The organism is Aeromonas sp. R1-1 (genome assembly GCF_040908495.1).
In the GTDB taxonomy this organism is placed as follows: domain Bacteria; phylum Pseudomonadota; class Gammaproteobacteria; order Enterobacterales; family Aeromonadaceae; genus Aeromonas; species Aeromonas veronii.
In genome coordinates this window covers 1-24,831 of the sequence record NZ_JBFODV010000272.1, presented here as the reverse complement: position 1 = coordinate 24,831, position 24,831 = coordinate 1, and the positions used below count along the sequence as shown (strand labels likewise).

At 56.6% G+C, this 24,831-nt stretch carries 27 protein-coding genes; all 27 read left to right on the top strand.

Annotated features, from left to right (window positions below):
* Positions 1-16: 16 nt before the first annotated feature.
* The 27 genes from fliQ (at position 17) to AB5Y92_RS18270 (ending at position 24,684) form a co-directional block, all read left to right on the top strand.
* On the top strand, positions 17-286 hold the full coding sequence (gene fliQ / locus AB5Y92_RS18400; protein WP_040065332.1) for a flagellar biosynthesis protein FliQ: 270 nt from the start codon (positions 17-19) through the stop codon (positions 284-286).
* Complete coding sequence (gene fliR, locus AB5Y92_RS18395) at positions 283-1,080, top strand: flagellar biosynthetic protein FliR (RefSeq protein WP_019444720.1); 798 nt, start codon at positions 283-285, stop codon at positions 1,078-1,080. Before fliQ ends, fliR begins: the two co-directional genes overlap by 4 nt.
* Positions 1,073-2,203: a flagellar biosynthesis protein FlhB gene (gene flhB, locus AB5Y92_RS18390; RefSeq protein WP_019444721.1), complete on the top strand. Its 1,131-nt coding sequence runs from the start codon at positions 1,073-1,075 to the stop codon at positions 2,201-2,203. Before fliR ends, flhB begins: the two co-directional genes overlap by 8 nt.
* Positions 2,204-2,310: 107 nt before the next feature.
* On the top strand, positions 2,311-4,413 hold the full coding sequence (gene flhA, locus AB5Y92_RS18385) for a flagellar biosynthesis protein FlhA (RefSeq protein WP_005353675.1): 2,103 nt from the start codon (positions 2,311-2,313) through the stop codon (positions 4,411-4,413).
* 16 nt (positions 4,414-4,429) lie between these two features.
* Positions 4,430-5,854, top strand: coding sequence for a flagellar biosynthesis protein FlhF (gene flhF / locus AB5Y92_RS18380; protein WP_164536340.1), 1,425 nt, complete (start codon positions 4,430-4,432; stop codon positions 5,852-5,854).
* Between the two features lies 1 nt (position 5,855).
* Positions 5,856-6,731, top strand: coding sequence for a MinD/ParA family protein (locus AB5Y92_RS18375; protein ID WP_013723550.1), 876 nt, complete (start codon positions 5,856-5,858; stop codon positions 6,729-6,731).
* On the top strand, positions 6,724-7,443 hold the full coding sequence (locus AB5Y92_RS18370) for an RNA polymerase sigma factor FliA (RefSeq protein ID WP_164536341.1): 720 nt from the start codon (positions 6,724-6,726) through the stop codon (positions 7,441-7,443). The genes AB5Y92_RS18375 and AB5Y92_RS18370 overlap by 8 nt, the downstream gene beginning before the upstream one ends.
* A gap of 111 nt (positions 7,444-7,554) precedes the next feature.
* Complete coding sequence (cheY, locus tag AB5Y92_RS18365; protein WP_013723552.1) at positions 7,555-7,938, top strand: chemotaxis response regulator CheY; 384 nt, start codon at positions 7,555-7,557, stop codon at positions 7,936-7,938.
* A 12-nt stretch (positions 7,939-7,950) separates the two neighbouring features.
* Positions 7,951-8,691, top strand: a complete 741-nt coding sequence (locus tag AB5Y92_RS18360; RefSeq protein ID WP_005353668.1) for a protein phosphatase CheZ — start codon at positions 7,951-7,953, stop codon at positions 8,689-8,691.
* A gap of 11 nt (positions 8,692-8,702) precedes the next feature.
* Complete coding sequence (locus AB5Y92_RS18355; protein ID WP_368227337.1) at positions 8,703-10,895, top strand: chemotaxis protein CheA; 2,193 nt, start codon at positions 8,703-8,705, stop codon at positions 10,893-10,895.
* A gap of 32 nt (positions 10,896-10,927) precedes the next feature.
* Complete coding sequence (locus AB5Y92_RS18350) at positions 10,928-12,043, top strand: chemotaxis response regulator protein-glutamate methylesterase (protein ID WP_164536343.1); 1,116 nt, start codon at positions 10,928-10,930, stop codon at positions 12,041-12,043.
* A gap of 2 nt (positions 12,044-12,045) precedes the next feature.
* Positions 12,046-12,783: a flagellar motor protein gene (locus AB5Y92_RS18345; RefSeq protein WP_164536344.1), complete on the top strand. Its 738-nt coding sequence runs from the start codon at positions 12,046-12,048 to the stop codon at positions 12,781-12,783.
* Positions 12,784-12,785: 2 nt separating this feature from the next.
* Positions 12,786-13,706 carry a flagellar motor protein MotB gene (locus AB5Y92_RS18340; protein WP_164536345.1) on the top strand — a complete coding sequence of 307 codons (921 nt, stop codon included), beginning with the start codon at positions 12,786-12,788 and terminating at the stop codon, positions 13,704-13,706.
* A gap of 4 nt (positions 13,707-13,710) precedes the next feature.
* Positions 13,711-14,505, top strand: coding sequence for a ParA family protein (locus AB5Y92_RS18335; protein ID WP_019444728.1), 795 nt, complete (start codon positions 13,711-13,713; stop codon positions 14,503-14,505).
* Positions 14,502-15,374, top strand: a complete 873-nt coding sequence (locus tag AB5Y92_RS18330; RefSeq protein WP_368227336.1) for a chemotaxis protein CheW — start codon at positions 14,502-14,504, stop codon at positions 15,372-15,374. The genes AB5Y92_RS18335 and AB5Y92_RS18330 overlap by 4 nt, the downstream gene beginning before the upstream one ends.
* A 69-nt stretch (positions 15,375-15,443) precedes the next feature.
* Positions 15,444-15,932, top strand: a complete 489-nt coding sequence (locus tag AB5Y92_RS18325; protein ID WP_005298836.1) for a chemotaxis protein CheW — start codon at positions 15,444-15,446, stop codon at positions 15,930-15,932.
* A gap of 28 nt (positions 15,933-15,960) precedes the next feature.
* Complete coding sequence (locus AB5Y92_RS18320; protein ID WP_005353661.1) at positions 15,961-16,338, top strand: DUF2802 domain-containing protein; 378 nt, start codon at positions 15,961-15,963, stop codon at positions 16,336-16,338.
* A gap of 198 nt (positions 16,339-16,536) precedes the next feature.
* The gene (gene ccmA / locus AB5Y92_RS18315) at positions 16,537-17,181 is read left to right on the top strand and encodes a cytochrome c biogenesis heme-transporting ATPase CcmA (RefSeq protein WP_368227335.1); all 645 of its coding nucleotides are present in this window, start codon (positions 16,537-16,539) and stop codon (positions 17,179-17,181) included.
* A gap of 4 nt (positions 17,182-17,185) precedes the next feature.
* Positions 17,186-17,854, top strand: a complete 669-nt coding sequence (ccmB, locus tag AB5Y92_RS18310; protein ID WP_005353658.1) for a heme exporter protein CcmB — start codon at positions 17,186-17,188, stop codon at positions 17,852-17,854.
* Positions 17,855-18,024: 170 nt separating this feature from the next.
* Positions 18,025-18,765: a heme ABC transporter permease gene (locus AB5Y92_RS18305; RefSeq protein WP_368227334.1), complete on the top strand. Its 741-nt coding sequence runs from the start codon at positions 18,025-18,027 to the stop codon at positions 18,763-18,765.
* 2 nt (positions 18,766-18,767) lie between these two features.
* The gene (gene ccmD / locus AB5Y92_RS18300; RefSeq protein ID WP_005353657.1) at positions 18,768-18,974 is read left to right on the top strand and encodes a heme exporter protein CcmD; all 207 of its coding nucleotides are present in this window, start codon (positions 18,768-18,770) and stop codon (positions 18,972-18,974) included.
* A complete protein-coding gene (gene ccmE / locus AB5Y92_RS18295) occupies positions 18,971-19,462 on the top strand; it encodes a cytochrome c maturation protein CcmE (protein WP_005334685.1) in 492 nt (163 codons plus the stop codon). Before ccmD ends, ccmE begins: the two co-directional genes overlap by 4 nt.
* 82 nt (positions 19,463-19,544) lie before the next feature.
* Positions 19,545-21,500, top strand: a complete 1,956-nt coding sequence (locus tag AB5Y92_RS18290) for a heme lyase CcmF/NrfE family subunit (protein ID WP_263085795.1) — start codon at positions 19,545-19,547, stop codon at positions 21,498-21,500.
* Positions 21,497-22,027, top strand: coding sequence for a DsbE family thiol:disulfide interchange protein (locus AB5Y92_RS18285; protein ID WP_368227333.1), 531 nt, complete (start codon positions 21,497-21,499; stop codon positions 22,025-22,027). Before AB5Y92_RS18290 ends, AB5Y92_RS18285 begins: the two co-directional genes overlap by 4 nt.
* An 11-nt stretch (positions 22,028-22,038) precedes the next feature.
* Positions 22,039-22,521, top strand: coding sequence for a cytochrome c-type biogenesis protein (locus AB5Y92_RS18280; protein ID WP_368215590.1), 483 nt, complete (start codon positions 22,039-22,041; stop codon positions 22,519-22,521).
* Positions 22,518-23,786, top strand: a complete 1,269-nt coding sequence (gene ccmI, locus AB5Y92_RS18275) for a c-type cytochrome biogenesis protein CcmI (RefSeq protein WP_201987459.1) — start codon at positions 22,518-22,520, stop codon at positions 23,784-23,786. Before AB5Y92_RS18280 ends, ccmI begins: the two co-directional genes overlap by 4 nt.
* An 85-nt stretch (positions 23,787-23,871) precedes the next feature.
* The gene (locus AB5Y92_RS18270; protein WP_164536348.1) at positions 23,872-24,684 is read left to right on the top strand and encodes a VacJ family lipoprotein; all 813 of its coding nucleotides are present in this window, start codon (positions 23,872-23,874) and stop codon (positions 24,682-24,684) included.
* Positions 24,685-24,831 lie beyond the last annotated feature (147 nt).

The following is a 24,831-nucleotide window of genomic DNA, read 5'->3' as shown; positions in this document are numbered from 1 at the left end:
CGCAAGGAGCCCGAACATGAGCCCTGAAACCTTTGTCGACGTCTTTCGCGAGGCGCTCTGGCTGGTCAATATCATGGTCAGCGCCGTGATCCTGCCCAGTCTCGCTATCGGCCTGGTGGTCGCCATTTTTCAGGCGGCCACCTCCATCAACGAACAGACCCTGAGCTTTCTGCCCCGTCTCATCGTGACACTGTTTGCGCTGGGTGCTGGTGCTCACTGGGGTCTGCAGAGTCTGATGGACTTCTTTGTACTGATGGTCAATCAAATCCCCGAGGTGGTGGGATGACCTACACAACCGCTCTGATCATGGAGTGGTTGTCTTCCATCCTCTGGCCGCTGGCGCGGGTGAGCAGTCTGCTGATGGTGATGGCGGTGTTTGGCAGCCGCCTTGCTCCTGCGCGGGTACGGATGGGGCTGGCGCTTGCCATCACCTTTCTGATTGCCCCGCTGCTCCCGAAAATGCCCCCCATTGAACTCTTCTCTGCCGGCAGTTTTCTGGTATTGGGCCAGCAACTGCTGATCGGTATTGCTCTCGGTCTGATGACCCAGTTTCTGATGGAGAGCTTCGTGATGGCCGGTCAGGTCATCGCCATGCAGACCAGTCTGGGTTTTGCCACCCTGGTGGACCCGATGAATGGCCAGTCGGCCCCCGTGGTGGGTCAGTTTTATCTGATGCTGGCGACCCTGGTGTTTCTGGCGCTGGATGGTCATCTGGTAATGCTGCGGCTGGTGATCCTCAGTTTTGAGACCTTGCCGGTGTCGGACGCCGGGCTCACTTTACCGGCCATTCGTACCCTGATCGGTTTTCTCGGTGTGATGTATCAGGCTTCACTGGTGATGGCCCTTTCTGCCATCGTCGCCTTGCTCTTGATCAACTTCGCCTTTGGTGTCATGACCCGGGCGGCGCCGCAACTCAACATTTTCAGTATCGGTTTTGCGGTCAGCATGATGTCGGGTCTACTCATCCTCTGGCTCACTATCGGCGGGTTTCTCGGCCACTTCGACATCATGTGGGAGCGGGTGCAGGAGGTCAGCTGCGAGCTGATCAACACCCAGTGCTTCGGGGGCGCTCATGGCTGATACCGACCAGGAACGTACCGAACAACCCACGGGCAAACGACTGCAACAGGCCCGTGAAAAAGGGCAGATTGCACGTTCAAAAGAGCTGGGGACCGCCAGCGTTCTGCTCTCGGCGGTCTTTGGCCTGTTGATGCTCAAGGGCTCGCTGGCGACCGCCATGGTCAAGGTTGTCACCATGGGCTTTACCCTGGACCGGGAGCAGGCGTTCGATCCCAATGCCATGATCGCTATGGTGCCGGCGCTGCTGGGGGAACTGGTGCTTCCGCTGGGACTCTTGTTTGCACTGGTGGCGATTGCCGCTTTTATCGGCAACACCCTGATGGGGGGGATGAACTTCTCCACTGAAGCCATGATGCCCAAGATGAGCAAGCTGAGTCCACTCAGCGGCCTCAAGCGCATGTTCGGGGTGCAGTCGCTGATCGAGCTGGTCAAATCCATCGCCAAGGTGGTGTTCATCACCCTGTTTGCCTGGTGGATGCTATCCAGCCAGTTCAATCACCTGCTTAACCTCTCTATGGAGGGTTTCCCCGGCGGTATTATCGATGCGCTGGAGTTGTTTCTCTGGATGTTGATCATCCTCTGCTGCGCCCTGCTTCCCATCGTTGCCATCGACGTGCCGTTCCAGCAGTGGAACCACATGCGTCAGCTCAAGATGACCAAGCAGGAGGTCAAGGACGAGTTCAAGGACAGCGAAGGCAAGCCCGAGGTAAAGGGCAAGATCCGTCAGTTGCAGATGCAGATGGCGATGCGTCGAATGATGGGGGATGTACCCAAGGCTGATGTGGTGATCACCAACCCGACCCACTACTCGGTAGCGCTCAAGTATGATGCGGGCAAACCCGGTGCCGCGCCCAAGGTCGTGGCCAAGGGCACAGATGAAATTGCAATGAAGATCAGGGAGATCGCCAGAGAGTACGAGATCCCCATCATGCCGTCACCAGCCTTGACCCGGGCTATTTACCACTCAACCGAGCTGGGCCACGAGATCCCGGAAGGGCTGTTTGCGGCGGTTGCCCAGGTGCTCGCTTATGTCTTCCAGCTCAAGAAATTCCGCCGTGGTCAGGGGCGCCGTCCCCAACCGCTGGCTAAAGATCTGCCCATTCCGACCGAATATCGAAAATGACAAAGTTCTGACGTAGTCAAAATAAATCCATTGCATTTCAATGTCTTGTATTGTTGGCTTGATGTTTGCTTTAATCTAGCACCAGCAGGTTGAAATTGAGAAGCGCGATGGAATTCAAGGCAGTATTGGGCCAGTTCAAAGAGTACCGGGGAGTTTTGGGCAAAGGCCTTGGCACCCCTCTGCTGGTATTGGCCGCGCTCGGCATGGTGGTGTTGCCCATCCCGCCGTTGATGCTGGATGTGCTCTTCTCCTTCAACATTGCCCTCTCCATCGTGGTGCTGCTGGTATCCGTCTATACCCGCCGCCCCCTCGAATTTGCTGCTTTCCCGACCGTACTGCTGCTCGCTACCCTGCTGCGGTTGGCGTTGAACGTCGCCTCGACCCGGGTGGTGTTGCTGGAAGGTCATAATGGTAGTGCGGCGGCCGGCCATGTGATCGAGGCGTTCGGTAACGTGGTGATCGGCGGCAACTATGCGGTCGGCATCATCGTTTTCACCATTCTGATGATCATCAACTTTGTGGTCATTACCAAGGGTGCCGGGCGGATCGCGGAAGTGAGTGCTCGTTTTACCCTTGATGCGATGCCGGGCAAACAGATGGCCATCGATGCCGATTTGAACGCCGGTCTCATCAATCAGGAAGAGGCGAAGAAGCGTCGTCAGGATGTAACCCAGGAAGCTGACTTCTACGGCTCCATGGATGGTGCCTCCAAGTTTGTCAAAGGGGATGCCATTGCGGGCATTATGATCCTCTTTATCAACATCATCGGCGGCTTCATCATCGGGATGATGCAGCACCAGCTGACCTTCAGCGAATCGGCCGAGATCTATACCCTGTTGGCCATCGGTGACGGTCTGGTGGCGCAGATCCCCTCCCTGCTGCTCTCCATCGCCGCCGCCATCATAGTGACCCGTCAGAATACCGATCAGGACATGGGAACTGCGGTGCTAGGTCAACTGTTTGACAATCCCAAGGCGCTGATCATCTCGGCCGGGATTCTGCTGATGATGGGGCTGGTGCCGGGGATGCCGCATTTCGCCTTCCTGAGTCTGGGGGCTCTTGCCGCCGCTGGCGCCTGGTGGTTGCTGCGCCGCGAGAAACTGGCTGCCGCCAAAGCGGCCAAGGGCGAGCTGCTGCCTGCCACTGCCGAACAACCTCATGAGCAGAAAGAGCTGAGCTGGGATGATGTGATGCCGGTGGACATCATCGGGCTGGAAGTGGGTTATCAGCTGATCCCGCTGGTGGATCGCAATCAGGGTGGCGAACTGCTCAACCGGATCAAAGGGGTGCGCAAGAAACTCTCGCAAGAGCTGGGTTTTCTGGTCCCTGCCGTCCACATTCGCGACAACCTGGATCTGGCGCCAAACCAATACCGCATCACCTTGATGGGGGTCAGTACCGGCGAGGCCAATGTCTACCATGATAAGGAGATGGCCATCAATCCGGGGCAGGTGTTCGGCCAGATCCAGGGGATAGCGACCCGGGATCCCGCCTTCGGGCTGGAAGCGGTCTGGGTTGCCAAGGAGATGGTATCTCAAGCACAGACGCTGGGGTATACGGTGGTAGACACCGCGACCGTGGTGGCTACCCATCTGAGCCAGATCCTGACCAACCATGCAGCTCTGTTGCTGGGTCATGACGAGGTACAACAGCTGCTCGACATGATTGGCAAACATCAGAGCAAGCTGGTCGAAGGGTTGGTGCCGGAAGTGATCAGCATGGGTAACCTTGTGAAGGTATTACAGAATTTGCTCAATGAAGGCGTGCCAATCCGCGATATGCGCACTATCCTGCAGACCCTGGTTGAATACGCGCCGCGCAGTCCGGATCCGGAAGTGCTCACAGCCGCTTGCCGGATTGCCCTGCGTCGCCTGATTGTGCAGGAGATTGCAGGCCCCGATCCCGAGCTGCCGGTGATTACCTTGGCGCCGGAATTGGAACGTATATTGCATCAATCCCTGCAGGCTGGTGGCGGTGATGGTGCCGGTATTGAACCGGGTCTGGCAGAGCGGATGCAGCGCTCGCTGGTGGAAGCCACTCAACGACAAGAATTGGAAGGCCAACCGGCCGTGCTTCTGACATCGGGGATCTTGCGCAATACCCTGGCGAAATTTGTCAAGAATGCCATTCCTGGATTGCGCGTTCTGTCTTATCAGGAAGTGCCCGACGACAAGCAGATCCGCATCGTCAGTGCGGTAGGGCAGAACTAGTTAGCGGAGACGACGGGTGAAGATTAAGCGGTTTTTTGCCAAGGATATGCGAACGGCTCTGGCCGAGGTCAAGGAGACTCTCGGGCCTGACGCCGTCATCATGTCCAACAAGAAGGTCACCGGAGGGGTAGAGATAGTCGCCGCAGTCGATTATCAATCCCAGGTTCCGGGGCCCAAAGATGCGCCGGTTCGCCGTCAGCTGAACGATGAGAGCGTCAATATTTCGTCTGCTGCACGGCAGATGATCCGCCCCGAGCCGTCGCCGGCGAAGGAGCAGAACGAACATTATGCCGATACCCTGGCCGCCTTGCTGGCGCGCCAGCAGAAGCTCAAGCCGGGCAATGGGGCGCCAATGGGCAATACCCAATCGGCCGGTCTGGCCGCTGCCAATGCAGCGCCCAGAACATTGGCCGAGCAGGGGCAGTGGGGCGCAGCCCCCGAACCTGCCAAACCCAAGGCCCGGGTTGCGTCCGGCCCGCGTGCTCCTCAACCTGCCCAGCGGGATCAGGAGATGGAGGGGATGCGCAAGGAGATGGCCAGCATCCGCAAATTGCTGGAGCACCAGATCTCCGGGCTGATGTGGCAAGAGGTGGAGCGCCGCGAACCGATGCGGGCCCTGCTGATCAAGGAGCTCAAAAAGCTCGGCTTTGATGATGCCTTTGCCGATCAACTGGCGGGACTGATCCCCGAAGATATGTCCATCCATCAGGCAATGGCCCAGTTGGCCGAAGTGCTGACGGCCCAGCTCAAGATCAGCGAGGACGAGATCATGCGTCAGGGCGGCGCGGTGGCGCTGCTTGGCCCGACCGGGGTGGGCAAAACCACCACCATCGCCAAGCTGGCGGCCCGTTTCGCCATGAAGTATGGCGCCGAGCAGGTGGCGCTGATCACCACCGACAACTATCGGATTGGTGCCCATGAACAGCTGCAGACCTATGGCCGCATCATGGGGTGTCCGGTGCGGCAGGTGCGTGATGCCGAAGAGCTGGCCAATGCCCTTTATCAGTTTCGCCATCGTCGGCTGGTACTTATCGATACGGCCGGGGTTGGCCAACGGGATATCCGGTTGACCGAGCAGCTCGATACCCTGGTCAAGAATGCCAAGGTGCGGATCCGCAGTTATCTGGTGATGTCGGCAACTTCCCAGCGTCGGGTGATGCAGGAGGCGGTTGACCATTTCCGGCGTATTCCATTAAGCGGCTGCATACTTACCAAATTGGATGAAAGTCTGAATCTGGGCGAAGTGATTAACGTGTGTATCCAGAATTCATTGCCCATCAGCTATATCACTGACGGACAAAGGGTTCCGGAAGATATTCAGGTTGCCAATGCGGCGCAGCTCGTCGGGGCTGCCATGGGCTCGCTGGAGCGAGAAACAGAGGAGCCCTATTTCTGGGGCGCAGGCTTTGGCGAGGCCGAAGATTCGGAGTTTTATGAGTAACATGTATATGGATCAGGCGAGTGGTCTGCGCAAAATGCGTCAAAACAATCGAGTAAAAGTAATCGCCGTTTCCGGTGGTAAAGGTGGCGTGGGCAAGACCAACGTGACCCTGAACGTGGCCGGAGCCATGGCCGCCCAAGGCAAGCGGGTGATGGTGCTGGATGCCGACCTTGGTCTGGCCAACGTCGACGTCATGCTGGGGCTGCGGGTTCATCGCAACCTCTCTCATGTCCTGGCGGGTGAATGCACCATCGACGATATCATCGTCGAAGGCCCCTACGGCATGATGATCGTGCCTGCGACCTCGGGCACCCAGTCCATGGTCGAGCTTTCTCCGGTGCAGCATGCCGAGCTTATCCGTGCCTTCAGCGAGATGAAGACCCAGGTCGACATCCTGCTGGTGGATACGGCTGCTGGGATCTCCGACATGGTGCTGAGCTTCACCCGTGCAGCTCAGGACATCATGGTGGTGGTCTGTGATGAGCCGACCTCCATCACCGATGCCTACGCCCTCATCAAGATCCTCTCCAAGGATCACGGCGTGTTTCGTTTCAAGGTGGTGGCCAATATGGTGCGCAGTCTGCGCGAAGGCCAGGAGCTCTTTGCCAAACTGACCCGGGTCACGGATCGTTTCCTCGACACCTCCCTGGAGCTGGTCGCCTGTGTACCCTATGACACCAATCTGCGTGCCGCCGTGCGCAAGCAGAAGCTGATTGTCGAGGCGTTTCCCAAGTCGCCGGCCGCACTGGCGTTCCGGGCCCTCGCCAACAAGGCGGCGAGCTGGCCGGTGCCCAACCAGCCGGGCGGCCATCTGGAGTTTTTCCTGGAAAATTTGTTGCAGAAACCGGCCACAACACAGGAAGGTTCCCGTGAATAAAGCCCAAGCGTACTTGCGTCATCAGGATTCCTATGTGCTGGTGGAGCGTCATGCTCCCCTGGTCAAGCGAATTGCCCAGCATTTGTTGGCTCGCCTGCCCAGCAGTGTCTTGCTGGATGACCTGATCCAGGCAGGTATGATTGGGCTGCTTGAAGCTTCCCGCAATTTTGACGGTAGCAAGGGGGCCAGCTTCGAGACGTATGCCGGGATCCGCATCCGAGGCGCCATGCTGGATGAGATCCGGCGTGGTGATTGGGTACCCCGCTCTGTGCATCGCAACAGTCGCGCTATTGCAGAAGCGATCGAGAATGTCGAGCAGACTCACGGGCGTGACGCGCGAGATACCGAGGTTGCTGCCGTGATGGGGGTCTCCATCGCTGATTACCATGCGATGCTGCAAGACGTCTCTTGCGGCAAAATTATCGGTATCGAGGATCTGGGGGTCAGCGAGGATGTGATCGGTAACCCCGATGATGCTCCTTCAGGCTCGGGATTCGATGAATTGGCTGCCGAGCGATTTCAGATTCAATTATCCGAGCAAATTGGTCGTCTACCAGAGAGAGAAGCTTTGGTTCTCTCTCTTTACTACGATGAAGAGCTGAATTTGCGTGAAATTGGCGAGGTTTTGAATGTCAGCGAGTCGCGTGTGAGCCAGATCCACAGTCAGGCAATGCACAGATTGCGTGCTCGTTTGAGAGATTGGCATCTATAAGTGTTTGTACTGGCTACACTGAGATGAAACTCTAAGGCATAATCCGCACGACACAACCCGTTTTTAGCATCATGTAAGTGAGCCACTCTGGTGGCTATTTAGGAGGGAATTTTGGACAAGAACATGAAAATCCTCATTGTTGACGATTTTTCAACGATGCGCCGGATTATCAAGAACTTGCTGCGCGACTTGGGATTCAACAATACCCATGAGGCGGATGACGGCAATACAGCGCTGCCGATGCTGAAAAATGGTGATTTTCAGTTTGTAGTTACCGACTGGAACATGCCTGGCATGCAAGGTATTGACCTGCTTAAAGCCATCCGTGTCGATGAGAAGCTCAAGCATCTGCCGGTACTGATGGTAACCGCTGAAGCCAAACGTGAGCAGATCATTGAAGCCGCCCAAGCTGGCGTCAACGGTTACATCGTCAAGCCCTTCACCGCAGCAACGCTCAAAGAAAAACTCGACAAAATTTTCGAACGAATTGGCTAAGGAGCTGCAGGGATGATGGCCAAAACGAGAGCAATGATTTCGCTCGACCAGGCAAGGATGCTTGTTGCTCATCTGGAGCAAGGCGAATTTGAGCTGGCCGATGAACTGCTTGCCGAAGTATGTGCCCCCAACGCAGCCGATCTGTTTGAAAAAGTAGGTCAGCTGACCCGACAACTGCATGATTCACTTCAAGAATTTCGCCTCGATCCCCGTATTCCGGATTTGGCTACTCATGATATTCCCGATGCTCGGGAACGCTTGAGCTACGTTATCGATATGACCGACAAAGCGGCCAATCGCACAATGGATGCGGTGGAAGCCAGTTTGCCGATAGCGGATCGCCTGAATGACAATATCCAGCTGGTGATGCCGAACTGGAATGCCCTCATGTCTCGTGACATGAGCGTGGGACAGTTCAAATCCTTATGTCACCAACTTGATGATTTTATTAAGGCTTCAGAGTCTGATGCCGATAAATTACGGCAACTGCTGACAGAAATTCTGATGGCACAAGATTTTCAGGATTTGACAGGTCAGATGATCCGCAAGGTCATCAAGCTTGTTCAGGAAGTTGAAACAAAATTAATAGAAATGCTGACCATGTTTGGTGAGGCTTCTGCTGAGCATTCAACTCGTAGTATTCCTGTCAACGGGATTGAAGCAGAGGGCCCTATCATGAACCCCGAGGCTCGTGCCGATGTGGTCAATGGTCAGGATGATGTGGACGATCTGCTGTCTAGCTTGGGATTCTAATGGAGTGACGCATGGCCTTCGAAGTTGATGAAGACATACTGCAAGACTTTCTGGTCGAAGCATCCGAAATATTGGAACAGTTGTCTGAACAACTGGTCGACTTGGAAAAGCGGCCCGATGACAAGAACCTGTTGAATGCCATCTTTCGCGGTTTCCATACCGTGAAAGGGGGGGCAGGTTTTCTGTCGCTCGGTGAACTGGTTGATGTATGCCACGGTGCGGAAAACGTGTTCGATATCTTGCGTAATGGCAAGCGAACCGTTACTGCGGAGCTGATGGATGTGATCCTGCAAGCGCTGGATGCCATCAATGTCATGTTCGCCCAGGTTCAAAATCGCGAAGCACCCAGCCCTGCGTCAGATGATTTGCTTCATGACCTCCATGAGTTGTGCAAGCCAGAAGGGGAAGAGCAACTACGCACTGCTACCAGTGCGGCTGCGGCTGTAGAATCTAAACCTGCAGCACCGGTAGTTGTTGAAGAAGTTGCTCCAGAAGTTGTTGAACCCGCAGCCATCAGCAGCTCGCCTGCTCTTGTCAATGGCGGCGGCTCGATCGATGAAATTTCTGCAGACGAATTCGAGCGTCTGCTGGACGAGCTCCACGGCGTGGGTGGGGCTCCGACCAAGGCGGCTGCAGCAGCCCCGATAGCCGGTGGCTCTGGCGATATCACCGATGATGAGTTTGAGGCCTTGCTGGACCAGCTCCATGGCCAGGGACAGCACATGGGGGCGCCAGAGGTGAATCCTCTGAAGTCGGTGCAAAAAGAGGTGGACGAGCTTATCGATGATGATGAGTTTGAACGCCTGCTTGATGAATTGCATGGTCGTGGTCAAGGGCCTCAGAGTACTATGGCACCTGCCGCACCTGCCGCACCTGCCGCACCTGCCGCACCTGCCGCGGTGACTCCGCCCAAACCGGCCACTCCTGTTGCCAAACCAGCACCGGCAGCCCCCGCAAAACCTGCCGAAGCAGCCAAGGTGCCAGCGCCTGCCGCCAAGGCTGCGCCTACACCAGCAGAAAACAGTGCCGTGCAAAGCGATACGACGGTGCGGGTGGATACCAAGACTCTCGATGTCATCATGAACATGGTAGGTGAGTTGGTACTGGTCCGTAACCGGCTGGTGAGCCTGGGTATTGCCAGCAATGATGAAGAGATGTCAAAAGCGGTTGCCAATCTGGATGTGGTAACGGCTGACCTGCAAGGGGCTGTGATGAAAACCCGCATGCAGCCAATCAAGAAGGTGTTTGGTCGTTTCCCGCGCGTAGTGCGTGATCTGGCCAGAACCCTCAAGAAAGAGATTGAGCTGGTGATGGTGGGGGAAGAGACAGATCTGGATAAAAACCTGGTGGAGGCGCTCGCCGATCCTCTGGTTCACCTTGTTCGCAACTCCTGCGATCACGGGGTCGAAATGCCTGATGTGCGGGAGAAAGCGGGCAAACCGCGGCAAGGGACGATCACCCTTAGCGCCTCCCAGCAAGGTGACCATATTCTGCTTTGCATCGAGGATGATGGGGCAGGGATGGACCCTGAAAAACTCAAGTCCATCGCCATCAGTCGCGGTGTTCTGGATGCAGATACTGCCGCTCGCATGAGCGACAACGATGCCTATAACCTGATCTTTGCCCCGGGCTTTTCAACCAAGGCCGAGATCTCCGATATCTCTGGCCGTGGTGTCGGAATGGATGTGGTTAAAACCAGTATTGTCAGCCTCAATGGGTCGGTGCATATAGATTCCACTTGGGGGAAAGGTACCCGTCTCGAAATCAAGGTTCCGTTGACGCTGGCCATTCTGCCGACTCTGATGGTTGAAGTGGGGGAGCAGACCTTCGCGCTTCCCCTTGGTTGTGTGAACGAGATTTTCCATCTGGACCTGAAAAAAGCCAACATGGTTGATGGCCAGCTCACCATCATTGTGCGCGAGAAGGCGATACCGCTCTTCTATCTGCACAAATGGTTGATTCGTGGCGCCAACAAGCGTTCACGTCAGGATACCGGACATGTGGTGATCGTGCAGATTGGCACTCAGCAAATCGGGTTTGTGGTAGATAGCCTGATTGGTCAGGAAGAGGTGGTGATCAAGCCACTCGATAATCTGCTGCAAGGCACCCCAGGCATGGCCGGGGCGACCATTACCAGTGATGGCGGAATTGCCCTTATTTTGGATGTGCCGAGTCTGCTCAAAGCATATGCGCGTAGACATTAATAGCTCAGGCCCAAGGAGTTAGAAAAACAACAATGGCAGTCAAGGTATTAGTTGTCGACGATTCGAGCTTCTTTCGCCGTCGGGTGAGCGAGATCATCAATCAGGATCCCATGCTGACGGTGATTGATACGGCCCAGAATGGACGTGAGGCGGTGGACAAGGCGATGTCGCTGCGCCCTGATGTGATCACCATGGACATCGAGATGCCCGTGATGGATGGCATCAGTGCGGTGCGGGAGATCATGGCCAAGTGCCCAACCCCCATTCTGATGTTCTCCTCCCTGACTCATGAAGGGGCCAAGGCTACGCTGGATGCGCTGGACGCCGGTGCACTCGACTTCTTACCCAAGAAGTTTGAGGACATTGCCAGAGACAAAGATGAAGCGGTCAGACTGTTGCAACAACGGGTGAAGGAGATCTCCCGCAAGCGCTTCCTGATGACATCCGCTGCTCGTCCCAAAGCACCTGAACCGGTTGCTCGTGCTCCTCTGGGCAGCACAGTGCCCAGAACTCCTGATCGTCAGCCTGACCTGCAACGCACTGTACCAAGTGCTTCATTCAAGCGCAGTGGCAAGAGTTATCAGTTGGTGGCGATCGGTACTTCTACCGGCGGACCTGTTGCTTTGCAAAATGTGCTGACCAAGTTGCCGGGGGATTTTCCCCATCCCATCCTGCTTATCCAGCATATGCCAGCTACTTTTACTGCCGCGTTTGCTGCCCGTCTCAACGGGTTATGCCAGATTGGCGTCAAGGAAGCGGAAGATGGCGATGTGCTTAAACCAGGGCATGCCTACCTTGCTCCCGGTGGCAAACAGATGCTGCTGGAAGGTCGTGGTGCAGGGGCCCGCATTCGCATCGTGGATGGCAACGACAAGGTCAATTACAAGCCTTGTGTGGACATTACCTTTGCCTCTGCGGCCAAGACCTATGCCGACAAGGTATTGGCGATTGTGCTGACCGGTATGGGCGCAGATGGCCGTGATGGCGCCAGACTGCTGAAAGAGCAGGGATCAACTATCTGGGCTCAGGATGAGGCTTCCTGCGTGGTATATGGTATGCCCCAAGCAGTAGCTAAAGCGGGGATTGCCAGCGAATCACTCCCTCTGGACAAGGTGGCCCAGCGTATTCTGGTTGAGTTGGGGCGCTAATCATGGGCTTGCTCGGTCTGCTCCTGGCATTGGGGGCTATTGCCATTGCCCAACTGTGGCATGGCGGCTCCCTGTTGACGCTGGTGGACGGCCCTGCTTTTTTGATCGTGCTGGGCGGTACCGTCGGTGCTGTCACGTTGCAGACTCCAGCCAAGTACATCTTGCTGGCGTTGCACCAGCTGTTATGGATTTTTACCCCTCCCCACCAAGATCTTGCGACGCAGGCCGAACGGTTGCAGTCATGGGCAGTCTTTGCGCGCCAGCAAGGGCTGCTTGCCCTTGAAAATCAGGCCGAGCAGGAGGAAGACAACTTTACCCGCCAAGGGCTTGGTTTGATTGTCGATGGGGTCTCCACAGAGGATATCCGTATGCTGCTGGAAGCGGACATCGATATCGAGCAGGAGCGCAATGAACATGCCGCCAGGGTATTTGAAGCCATGGGGGGGTACAGTCCGACCATCGGGATCATCGGTGCCGTGCTGGGCCTGATTCAGGCCATGTTTCATCTCGAAGACCCGTCAGCGCTGGGGGCGGGGATCGCAGTGGCATTCGTGGCGACCATCTATGGAGTGGGGTTTGCCAACCTCATCTACCTGCCTATCGCCAATCGGCTACGCGCATTTCACTACCACTATGCACTCTTTCAGGAGATGACCCTGGAAGGGCTGCTGGCTATCGCTCATGGTGAAAACGGCTTGCAGGTTGAACGCCGGCTCAGGGCCTATTTGAAAGGAGAGTAGCCATGCGCAAGCGCTATCGGTTGCACTTGCAGGGTCGCGAGCATCTTGACCGCTGGCTGGTCTCCTATGCCGATTATATGACGCTGATCTTTGCCTTGTTCGTGGTGCTCTACTCTGTTGCGCTGGTGAACAAGGACAAGTATCGCGCGGTGATTGATGGTATGAGCCAGGCGTTCAGTGTCATGCAGTCTGGCGGCAATGGCTTGCTTGAAGGGCAGGGTAATTCCCTGCTGGATAACCCGGTATCTGCCTCTCCATCGTTGCTGGAAAGCCCAGCATCCCTCTCTCCTTCACTTGCTCCTATTTCTGGTGTGCCAGTGCTGCAAGATGGCGCGACACTTGCAAAACTCGATATGCAGTTGCAGCAGAGCATGGGCTCGCTGGTGGATGCAGGTATCGTCAAAGTGACGCAAGATGAGAATTGGCTGACGGTTGAACTCAGTTCCGGCTTGTTGTTTGGCAGCGGCAGTGCCTTTTTGGGACCAAACGCTGCACCGGTCATTAATACTCTTTCAAGTATTCTCAAACCGGTCGATAACTATGTAAGGGTTCGGGGTTATACCGATAACCAACAGATAAATAATGAAATTTATCGTTCTAACTGGGCGCTTTCTGCTGCTCGGGCAGAAGCGGTACTCAATGGTTTGATTGCAGATGGGATCGCCCCCCAGCGTCTGGCGTTCGAGGCATATGGCGAGTTTTCCCCCTTTGCTGACAACAGCAGTGAGCAGGGCAGACTGCAGAATCGCAAGGTTGTGGTCGCTATCTCCAAATTTGCCTGGGTGCCGCCGGCACCTGTGGTTGCAACGCCTACGGTAGTTGCCGAACCGGTTCCTGCTGTACAGCAGGCGGTGGATGCAGGAGAGATAAAGGTGATCACCTTGCCCGGTGGTGGCATACGCATAACAACAAGGCAGGATTGATACAGTGATTGTTTGGACGGTTGCCAACCAGAAAGGTGGTGTGGGTAAAACCACCACAGTGGTCTCGCTTGCGGGGATCCTGGCCCAGCGTGGCCAGCGGGTGCTGTTGATTGATACCGACCCCCATGCTTCGCTGACTGCATATCTTGATTTTGATTCAGATCGCCTGGATGGAACCCTCTATGAGTTGTTTCAAGCTGTCAAACCGACAGCCGAGCTTGTCAATAAACTGACGCTCAAGACCAAGTTTGAAAATATCAACTTACTGCCAGCATCTATTACCTTGGCGACCCTTGATCGGGTGATGGGCAATCGTGAGGGGATGGGACTGGTACTGAAGCGGGCACTGCTGCGCATTCAGGAGCAATATGATTATGTGCTGATCGATTGTCCCCCAGTACTAGGGGTGATGATGGTCAACGCGCTGGCTGCCTGCGATCGCATTCTGGTGCCTGTCCAGACCGAATTTCTGGCCCTCAAGGGGTTGGAGCGGATGATGAAAACATTCGAGATCATGCAGCGTTCCAAGCGTGACAAGTTCCGTTATACCGTGATCCCGACCATGTTCGACAAGCGCACCCGTGCCTCTCTGATGACCTTGAAGTCGATCAAGGATCAATATGGGGATTCGGTGTGGAACGCGGTGATCCCTATTGATACCAAGTTTCGGGATGCTAGCTTGCTGCATATCCCCCCGTCTATCTATTCTCCCGGGAGTCGTGGAACCTATGCATATGAAACGCTGCTCAACCATCTTGATGCCCTTGAGCGGCAACGGGTTCATGAGGTGACGGTATGAGAGATACCATTCAAGTTCGGGCGATGGATGACTATTTCCACTCCCTGCTGCTCGATGAGCCACTGGTGCTGGATGAGGCGGAAGAGATTCAATCTACCCCTTTTTTACAGTTGCAACGTCAGCCTCAAAGCGTCCCCGAGGTCGTCGCCGTACCTTACCTTGAAAGCGATCCACGGCTTGCCCAGCTCGGTGAGCTATTGGCTCAGGTGGGACAAGTCCAGTTTGAGAATGACGCCTTCACCCAGGAAGCGACTCTCACCGCACCGCTGGAGATTGTGGCGGAGGAGTCACTGTTGCCGGTGGAGCCTGAGTGGCCTGCGGAGGTGCTGCTCCCCGAGGTTGCGGAGCCCCATACTACTATCCTGACCGAGACAGCGCTGGAGGTTGCTCCGGTAGAGGCCAGTGAACCTGTTGCCTGGGAAAATATCGATACCGGCAAAGAGTTCCAGGCCCTTTTCTTTGAAGTCGCGGGTGTGACGTTTGCGGTCCCGTTGACCGAGCTGGGTGGTATTCATCAGCTGGGCGAGATCACCTCCCTGTTTGGCCAGCCGGGCTGGTACAAGGGGATCATGACCTCTCGCGAGCAGAAGATGAATGTGGTCGATACTGCCCAGTGGGTCATGCCGGGTCAGCATCTCGAGATGGATGATTACAAGTATCTGATTATGCTTGGTGAATCGCCGTGGGGACTAGCGTGCCATCATCTCAAAGGGACTGAATTGTTACACCGTGACCAGGTGAAATGGCGCCATCAGGAGGGTAAGCGCCCCTGGTTGGCTGGCATGGTCAAAGAAAAAATGTGTGCCCTGTTACACGTTCGCGAACTGCTCCTGTTGCTGGAGCGTGGGGTGAACATAGAAGGTCGCTGATAACTTCTGCAATCGAGCTGTTTTATTGCTAGTTTTAGCAGTAGACGTTTTCATAAAAGGAATAAAAACATGACAGAAAAGCGCAATATTGCACAGAATCTGGCCGAAGATGAAGTGCTGCAATGGGTAACCTTCCAACTGGAAAACGAAACCTACGGCATCAATGTGATGCAGGTTCAGGAGGTGTTGCGCTACACCGAAATTGCACCGGTGCCGGGTGCGCCTGAGTACGTACTGGGGATCATCAACCTGCGTGGCAATGTGGTGACTGTCATCGATACCCGTTCCCGTTTCGGTCTGCCTTCCGGTGATGTGAGTGAAAACTCCCGGATTGTGATCATTGAGGCCGAGAAGCAGGTGATCGGCATCATGGTCGACAGCGTGGCGGAAGTGGTTTATCTGCGTTCTTCCGAAATCGATGCGGCACCTGCGGTCGGCACTGAAGAGAGCGCCAAGTTTATTCAGGGGGTGAGCAACCGCGATGGGCAACTGCTGATCCTGGTTGACTTGAACAAGCTGCTCTCCGATGAAGAGTGGGAAGATATCGGTTCCCTCTGATAAGTAAGGTGATGTTTTGATAATCGAGATGGTTGCCTTGGGGGTGTCCCTGATTGCCTTGGCGTTTGCCTCTTATATCTGGTTCAAGAGCAAGCGCAGCAAGCAGGAGTCCGAGGCCAGTGTGGCAACCCTGCAAGGTCAGTTGGAAAGCTTGCGCAAGCAGATGATGGAGCTCCATACCGGTGCCATTGGCATGGGGCAGCGTCTGCAGTCGGTGGAAGGGGCGATGCAGCAGGTCAATGAGCGCCAGCAAGAGCTGACCATGCAGGATCCCGAACGCAGGCTCTACAGCCGAGCGGCAAAGATGGTCGAACTGGGCGCCGATCTTGATGAAGTCATGAGTGAGTGCGAGTTGCCAAAGGCAGAGGCTGAGCTCTTGATATCGTTGCGAAAAGGTCGCTCTTGATGATTCAGGAAGGCAATTGCCTTCCTGAATTTTATGGCGTGCAGCCGCTTGTCCCCCAACTGCGTTGAGCGGATGGTTTCTACCGCATTTTCTTTGTGATCCCGGTCGCCAGTCAGTTCAATTGTTGCATCTTTGAAAAGACGTATTCCAATACTGTGTTAAGATGCAGACCGCTTCATTTTCTCTGAAAAAATCCCCATGCTGCTTCAAGTTAACAATCTGAGCTGCGTGCGCGAAGATCGCACTCTGTTTGAACACCTTTCTTTCTCTGTTGCGCCCGGCGATCTGGTGCAAATTGAAGGGCCCAACGGGGTCGGCAAGACCAGTCTGTTGCGGTTGTTGACAGGGCTGTCGCAGCCGTTTGCCGGTGAGGTGTGCTGGAATGGGGAGAATATTCGTCACTGTCGCGATGAGTATCATGCCAATCTGCTCTATCTCGGCCATCAGCCCGGTGTCAAAGCGGCGCTGACCCCTTTTGAAAACCTGAAGTTCTACCAGCAGTTACATCACCCGCAGCAATCAGAGATCGACTTGTGGCAGATATTGGCCCGAGTAGGGCTGGCCGGATTTGAAGAGAACCCGACCGGGCAACTCTCTGCCGGCCAACAACGCCGGGTGGCTCTGGCCAGACTCTGGCTGTCACAGAAACCGGCACTCTGGATCCTCGATGAACCCTTTACCGCCATCGACAAGCAAGGGGTCAAGGTGCTCGAGCAGCTCTTTCTGGCCCACGCCGAGCGGGGCGGCATGGTGATCCTCACCACTCATCAGGATCTGACCCTGATGCAGGGACGGCTGAAGACTATCTCGTTGACCCCCTCCGCATCGACATTGCAGGAGTAACGCCATGTTGCGCGCTGTTATGCACCTTATTCACCGTGAACTGCTGATGGCCCTGCGCCAGCGTTCCGATATTCTCAACCCGCTCTGGTTTTTCCTCATCGTTATCACCCTGTTTCCGTTAGGCATTGGCCCGGAGCCCAAACTGCTGGCCCGTATTGCCCCGGGGATCATCTGGGTGGCGGCGCTATTGGCGGCCATGCTGTCGCTGGAGCGGCTGTTTCGCGACGACTTTGCCGATGGCGCGCTGGAGCAGATGATGCTGATGCCTCATCCGCTGGGCTTGCTGGCGCTGGCGAAAGTGGTCGCTCACTGGCTGCTGACCGGATTGCCGCTACTACTGATCTCTCCCTTGTTGGCGATTTTGCTCTCGCTGGATATGAACACCTATCTGGCTGTCGTCGCGACGCTGGCACTTGGCACTCCGGTATTGAGCCTGCTCGGCGCGGTCGGGGTCGCGTTGACGGTGGGATTGCGCAAAGGCGGGGTGCTGCTCAGTCTGCTGATCCTGCCGCTCTATATTCCGGTACTGATTTTTGCCACCTCAGCCATCGATGCCGCGGGGATGAGCTTGCCCTATGGCGGGCAGCTTGCCATTCTGGCCGCCATGCTGGTGGGGGCTTTGACACTGACGCCGCTGGCTGTGTCGGCGGCGTTGCGGGTCAGCCTTAACTGATGGCCGTGAGCTGAACCAGATTTGGCTCCGAACGGAGTCTTTTTGCAAAAAATAATGTTGCGATGGATCAAGGAGAGTGCCGCTTATTGCTTTCGGGGTATTTGATGCTGCCCTGCGGTCGGTATGGTAGGCCTCGCCAAACGATTAATAACAAAAAGGTTTTGTGAGCTATGTGGAAATGGTTGCACCCTTATGCCAAACCGGAGCGTGCCTATCAGCTGGCAGGCACGCTGTTGCCCTGGTTTGCGGTGATTAGTCTGCTCTCGTTTGTGATCGGTACTGTCTGGGGCCTCGTGTTTGCGCCAGCGGATTACCAGCAGGGAGATTCGTTCCGGATCATCTATATCCACGTGCCTTCCGCCATTCTCTCCATGGGGGCCTACTCCACCATGGCGGTGGCCGCTTTTATCGGCCTGGTGTGGCAGCTGCGGATGGCGGACATGACGGTTGCAGCCATTGCGCCGGTCGGCGCCGTATTTACCTTTATTGCCCTCTTTACCGGTGCCGCCTGGGGCAAACCGATGTGGGGTACCTGGTGGGTGTGGGATGCACGGCTCACCTCTGAACTGATCCTGCTGTTTCTCTACCTCGGCGTGATAGCCCTCTACAACGCCTTTAGCGACAAGGTGGTCGCTGGCCGTGCCGCCGGCATTCTGGCACTGGTTGGGGTGATCAACCTGCCGATCATTCACTACTCGGTGGAGTGGTGGAACACCTTGCATCAGGGGGCCACCATCACCAAATTTGACAAACCCTCCATTTCACCCGAGATGCTCTGGCCGCTGCTCATCATGATCCTGGCGTTTGCCGCATTTCTCGGGGCTCTGACCCTGATGCGTTTTCGCAATGAACTCCTGATGCGGGAGTGGCATCGCCCCTGGGTCAAAGAGATTGCAGAGCAGGAGAAGTAAGCATGCACTTTGCCTCTTTCAGTGATTTTATGGCGATGGGCGGTTACGCCTTCTATGTCTGGCTCTCATTTGGCCTGACGCTGGTGTGTCTGGTCGGCATCATCATTTCTACCCGCATGAAAACCCGCAGCCTGCTCGCCGAGTTGCGCAGCAAACAGGCGCGTGAGGCCCGTCGCAAGGCGGCCCAGCAGATGGAGAACACCCTATGAATCCGAGACGCAAAAAACGCCTCACCATCATTCTGGCCATTACCCTGGGTCTGGCGACCGTCAGCGGGCTGGTGCTCTACGCCCTCAGTCAGAATATCGACCTCTTCTACACCCCGAGCGAGCTGGTGGAGGGGAAGGGGCCGGACAAGATCAAGCCGGAAGAGGGGCAGCGCCTGCGCATCGGTGGATTGGTCGTGCCGGGATCGGTACAGCGGGATCCCCAGAGCCTCAAGGTTGCCTTCAAGCTGGTGGATAACGGCGGTCATCTGGTGAAGGTCGAGTTTGACGGCATCCTGCCGGATCTGTTCCGTGAAGGGCAGGGGATTGTTGCCCAGGGCACCCTCAAGGATGCCACGACCGTAGAGGCGTTCGAGGTGCTGGCCAAGCACGATGAGAACTACATGCCGCCGGAAGTGGCCGATGCCACCAACGGCATGCACTTCAAGCCGGAGTATACCGAGGCGCAGTTGAAGGGAGCCAAGCAGTGATCCCTGTGGTGTTTGCCTTTTCCGCTTTGCCTGCCGTGCGTGGTGCGGCTGTTGTCACCGTTCAATTGAAAGGAATGCCTTCATGATCCCGGAATTAGGTCAGTTTGCGCTGATCCTGGCCTTTGCCACTGCCCTGCTGCTGGGGAGCTACCCGCTGCTGGGCGCCAGTTGGGGGCGTCTTGGCATGATGTCGGCGGCCCGTCCGCTCGCCTATGCCCAGTTCTTGCTGCTGCTGCTGTCGTTTCTCTGCCTGACCTGGGCTTTTATCGATAACGACTTCACCGTGCAGTATGTGGCCACTAACTCCAACAGCCTGCTGCCGCTCGCCTATCGCATTTCCGCCGTATGGGGCGCCCACGAAGGCTCCCTGCTGCTGTGGGTACTGACCCTGGGTGGCTGGACTGCGGCGGTGGCCATGTTCAGTCGTCGTCTGCCGCTCGATGCTGTCGCACGGGTACTCGGTGTGCTGGGGCTGATCTCGGTCGGCTTCACTGCCTTCGTGCTGTTCACCTCCGATCCCTTCACCCGCACCTTGCCCTATTTCCCGGTAGATGGTCGTGACCTCAATCCGCTGCTGCAGGATCCGGGTCTTATCTTCCATCCGCCGATGCTCTACATGGGTTATGTGGGCTTCTCGGTGGCGTTTGCCTTTGCCATTGCTTCGCTGATGACCGGTCGTCTCGATGCGACCTGGGCCCGCTGGTCGCGCCCCTGGACCATGGCGGCCTGGGTATTCCTGACCCTTGGCATCGTGCTCGGCTCCTGGTGGGCCTATTACGAGCTCGGTTGGGGTGGCTGGTGGTTCTGGGATCCGGTAGAAAACGCCTCGTTTATGCCTTGGCTCGCGGGCACCGCTCTGCTGCACTCGCTTGCGGTGAGCGAGAAGCGCGCCACTTTCAAGGCGTGGACCGTGCTGCTGGCCCTCTCAGCCTTCTCGCTGAGCCTGCTGGGTACCTTCCTGGTGCGCTCCGGCGTGCTGGTCTCGGTGCATGCGTTTGCCTCCGATCCGACCCGCGGTCTGTTTATTCTCGGCTTCCTGCTGGCGGTGATCGGCTCCTCCTTGCTGCTGTTTGCCTTTAAAGGCTCGCAGGTGAAGAGCCACGGCAAACACGAGCTGTGGAGCCGCGAGACCCTGCTGCTTTGCAACAACATCATGCTGGTGGCGGGTCTGCTGACCGTGTTGCTCGGTACCTTGCTGCCGCTGGTGCACAAGGAGCTGGGGCTGGGGAGCATTTCCATCGGTACTCCCTTCTTCAACCACATCTACAGCTGGCTGATCATCCCGTTTGCCCTGCTGCTGGGGATTGGCCCGCTGTTTCGCTGGCGTCGTCAGGAGCTGGGGGAACTCAAAAGCAAGGTGGTTGTGGCACTGGTGCTGAGTCTGGCCGCAGCCTTGCTGTTGCCGCTGCTCTTTGCCGAAACCTTCAAGCCGTGGGCGGCAGTAGGGATTGGTCTGGGGGCCTGGATCATCGTCACCAGCGTGCAGGAGACTTGGGCGCGAGCGACCCACAAGCACAGCTTTGCGGTCGGTGTGCGCAAGCTTGGCAACAGCCACTGGGCCATGATCCTTGGCCATGTGGGGCTGGCAGTCAGCATCATAGGTATCGCCTGCACCCAGAACTACAGCATCGAGAAGGATCTGCGAATGCAGGCGGGTGATCGGGTGCACTTTGCCGATTACGAGTTCGTCTTTACCGGGATAAAAGAGAAGAACGGCCCCAACTACGATGGCTTCAAGGGGGTTCTGGAAGTGCACCGCAATGGCAAGCAGGTCGCCCTGCTCAAGCCCGAGAAGCGGATGTACAAGGTGACCCGGATGCCGATGACCGAAGCGGCCATCGATGCCGGTATCACCCGCGATCTCTATGCGGCGCTGGGGGAGCAGCTCGACAACGGTGCTTGGGCGGTGCGGATCTACTACAAGCCGTTCGTGCGCTGGATCTGGTTCGGCGGCGTCTTTATGGCCATTGGTGGCGTACTGGCGATGCTCGACAAGCGTTACCGTTTCGGCCGTCGTGAGGAGGAGGCCAAGGCATGAACAAAAAGACCTGGTTGTTTTTAATCCCCTTTATCGTCTTTTTGCTGGGGGCTGTGTTCCTGTTCAAAGGGCTCTACTCCGATCCCACCAAGCTTGAGTCCGTGATGGTGGGTAAAGAGGTGCCGGTGTTCACCCTGCAGGACATTTACGATCTGAACAAACAGCACGATCGCAGTATCCTGACCGGTCGCCCCATGTTGCTCAACGTCTGGGCCACCTGGTGCCCGACCTGCTATGGCGAGCACACCTACCTCAAACAACTGGCGGGGCAGGGCATTCCCATCATCGGCATGAACTACAAGGATGAGCGCGACAAGGCGATCAAGTGGCTGGCTGAGCTGGGCAACCCCTATCAGGTCAACCTCTATGATCCGGACGGCATGCTGGGGCTGGATCTCGGGGTATATGGCGCGCCGGAGACCTTCTTTATCGACAGCAATGGGATCATCCGGTATCGCCACGTGGGGGATATCAACCCCGAGAACTGGGCGTCGACCCTCAAACCCATCTTTGATGCCATGAAGTGAGGGGAGTCCTGATGAGAGTATTTATTGCTTCCCTGCTGCTGCTGTTGCTGGGATGGGTGGTACAAGCACCCGCCATGGCCGCTATCGATGTCTACACCTTCGACAACGACAATCAGGAGCAGGTCTTTCGCGAACTGACCAAGGAGCTGCGCTGCCCCAAGTGCCAGAACCAGGATATCGCCGACTCCAATGCGGGGCTAGCCAAGGACTTGCGCGACAAGACCTACCAGATGGTGCGCGAGGGCAAGGATAAAGAGGAGATCGTGGATTACATGGTGGCCCGTTACGGCAACTTTATCCTCTATAACCCGCCCCTGATGGCCTCCACTCTGATCCTCTGGCTCGGCCCGCTGCTGGTGATCCTGATCGGTGGCGCCGTGGTCGTGATGCGCAGCCGCCGGCCCCCTGCGGTGAAAAAACAACTGGATAACGCCTTGAGCGAGGAGGAGCAGCGCCGACTGGCCGAGCTGCTCAAAGAGGAAGAGAAACAATGACCGCTTTTTGGATAGTGATTGCGGGCTTGCTGGTGCTGGTGAGTCTGGCGCTCGTCGTGCCGCTGTGGCGTGGTGAAGGCAAACAGAGCATCAGTCGCTCGGCGCTCAACAAACAGCTCTATCGCCAGCGGCTGCTGGAGATTGGTGAAGAGCGCGAGCAGGGTGTCTTGGCTGAGGAGTCCGACTCGCTGGTCGAGCTGCAACGAAGCCTCTTGGATGATATTCCCGATGTGGAGCAGACTGCCCGCAGTGGCAAGAGTCTGATCTGGATCCCGGGTGTGCTGGTGCTGTTGGTGGTGAGTCTGGGGCTCTACTACAAGTTGGGCTCCTGGCAAGAGGTGAGTCGCTGGCAAGATGCCAGCAGCCGTCTTGGCGAGCTGAGCAACCGCATTCTGGTGGAACGCGATGCCCAGGTGACCGAGCAGGATCTACTGGATTTCACGCTGGCACTGCGTACCCGCCTCAAGGATGAACCGAACGACTACCGTGGCTGGCTGCTGCTGGGACGCTTGGCGCTGGATGGCAATGATCCCGAGATGGCCAGCGAGGCGCTGGAGCGGGCCTACACGCTAGCTCCCCAGAAATCGCTGGTGGCGGTACCCTACGCGCAGGCGCTGATGATGACGGGGGATGAGGCGCAAGCGGATGCCCTGTTGCAGGCTGCTATCGCGCAGGATCCGGACAATATTGAAGCGCGTTCCGTCTATGCCTTTATGGCGCTGCAAAAAGAGGACTTCCAGACCGCGCTGGCTCGCTGGCAGGCGATGTTGCCACTCATGGAGAAAGGCACTCCTCGTTACGTGATGGTCGAGCGCTCCATGGAGTATGCCCGCGCGCAGCTCAAGCAGCGCGGCATCGAGGTGACGAATTCAGGCGCAGCCAAAGCGGGCACAGTTGAGGGGCAACCGCTGGCGGTGAAGGAGGGGGAATTCCCCATCCACGTCACGTTGGCGGCGGGCATTCAGATGCCGGAAGATGCCCATCTCTTCGTCTTTGCCGTGGTGCCCAACGGGCCGCCCATGCCCATCGCCGTGAAGCGTATCGCAGGGCCAACCCTGCCAGTTACCCTGTCACTAGGGGATGGCGATGCCATGATGGAAGGCAGCAAGCTGGCGGCCTATCCGGAGCTGCAGTTCAAGGCACGTCTCTCGCGCGGTGGTAATGTGATGAACAAGGAAGGAGCCTTCGAAGGGGTATCCGTGCCGGTCAAGACGGCCGAGATCCCTGCTGCTCCGATTGACATCCGTATCGATCACGCCCTCTAATATGCCTTTGGATAACCCGGCTCCTGGATAGGAGCCGGGTTATCTATACTTCTGATAAATCAAAATAAAACGTCAGGACAATCATATGTATCTTCGTTCAGGGGCCATACTGGCAGCACTCTTGCTGGCTGGCTGTGCCGGTGGCCCACCCAAGCCTGGCCCAGAGAGTCTGGATCTCAATCCCGGCATGAATAATCCGGGTGCCACCAGTACGGCGGCCGATCCCCGCGATCCCTTCCAGGGGGCCAACCGGGCCATGTGGGCGGTCAACTATGATGTGCTGGAACCCTATGTGGCACGTCCTGTGGTACATGCCTATGCCCGCTACATTCCGGTAGGGGTGAAGGATGGCATTGCCAACTTTGTTGCCAACTTTGATGAGCCAAGCAGCATGGTGAACCATCTGATCACCGGTGATTTGAAGGGGGCGGGCACCAACCTGGGGCGCTTTACCCTCAACACCACGGTCGGTCTGCTGGGTATCTTCGATGTGGCCAAACATGCTGGCCTCGAGCGTAACAAGCTGGAAATGGACACCGTGCTGGGCAGGGCCGATATCGGTAATGGTGCCTACATCATGGTGCCTGTCTACGGCCCGACTACCACCCGGGAGCTGGTTGGCGATGCGATTGACAGCTTCTACTTCCCCTATGCCTTGTTAACCTTCCCGATGAAGGTTGCACATTGGGCACTGGATGGCTTGGGCACACGTGCCAAGCTGATCGATCAGGAGCGGATCATCGACAACTCCCTCGATCCTTATGCGCTGACCAAGGACTTCTACCTGCAATATAACCAGGGCAAGGTGACGGGCAAGCAGACCGAGCTGAAAGCGTCTCAGCAAGAGCAGGCCGACGATACCAATCTGGATGAATATATGGACGAGTTGGACCAGTAAACGGGCTATCTCGATATGTAAAAGGCGCCTGCGGGCGCCTTATTCATTTACGCTGTCCCGTCCTGAATATGGTTTACACCTTTCCCCCTAATAAATGGAGAGCCCGATGGGACAAGGTGTGAAACGGACACAGCGCGATTACTCGCT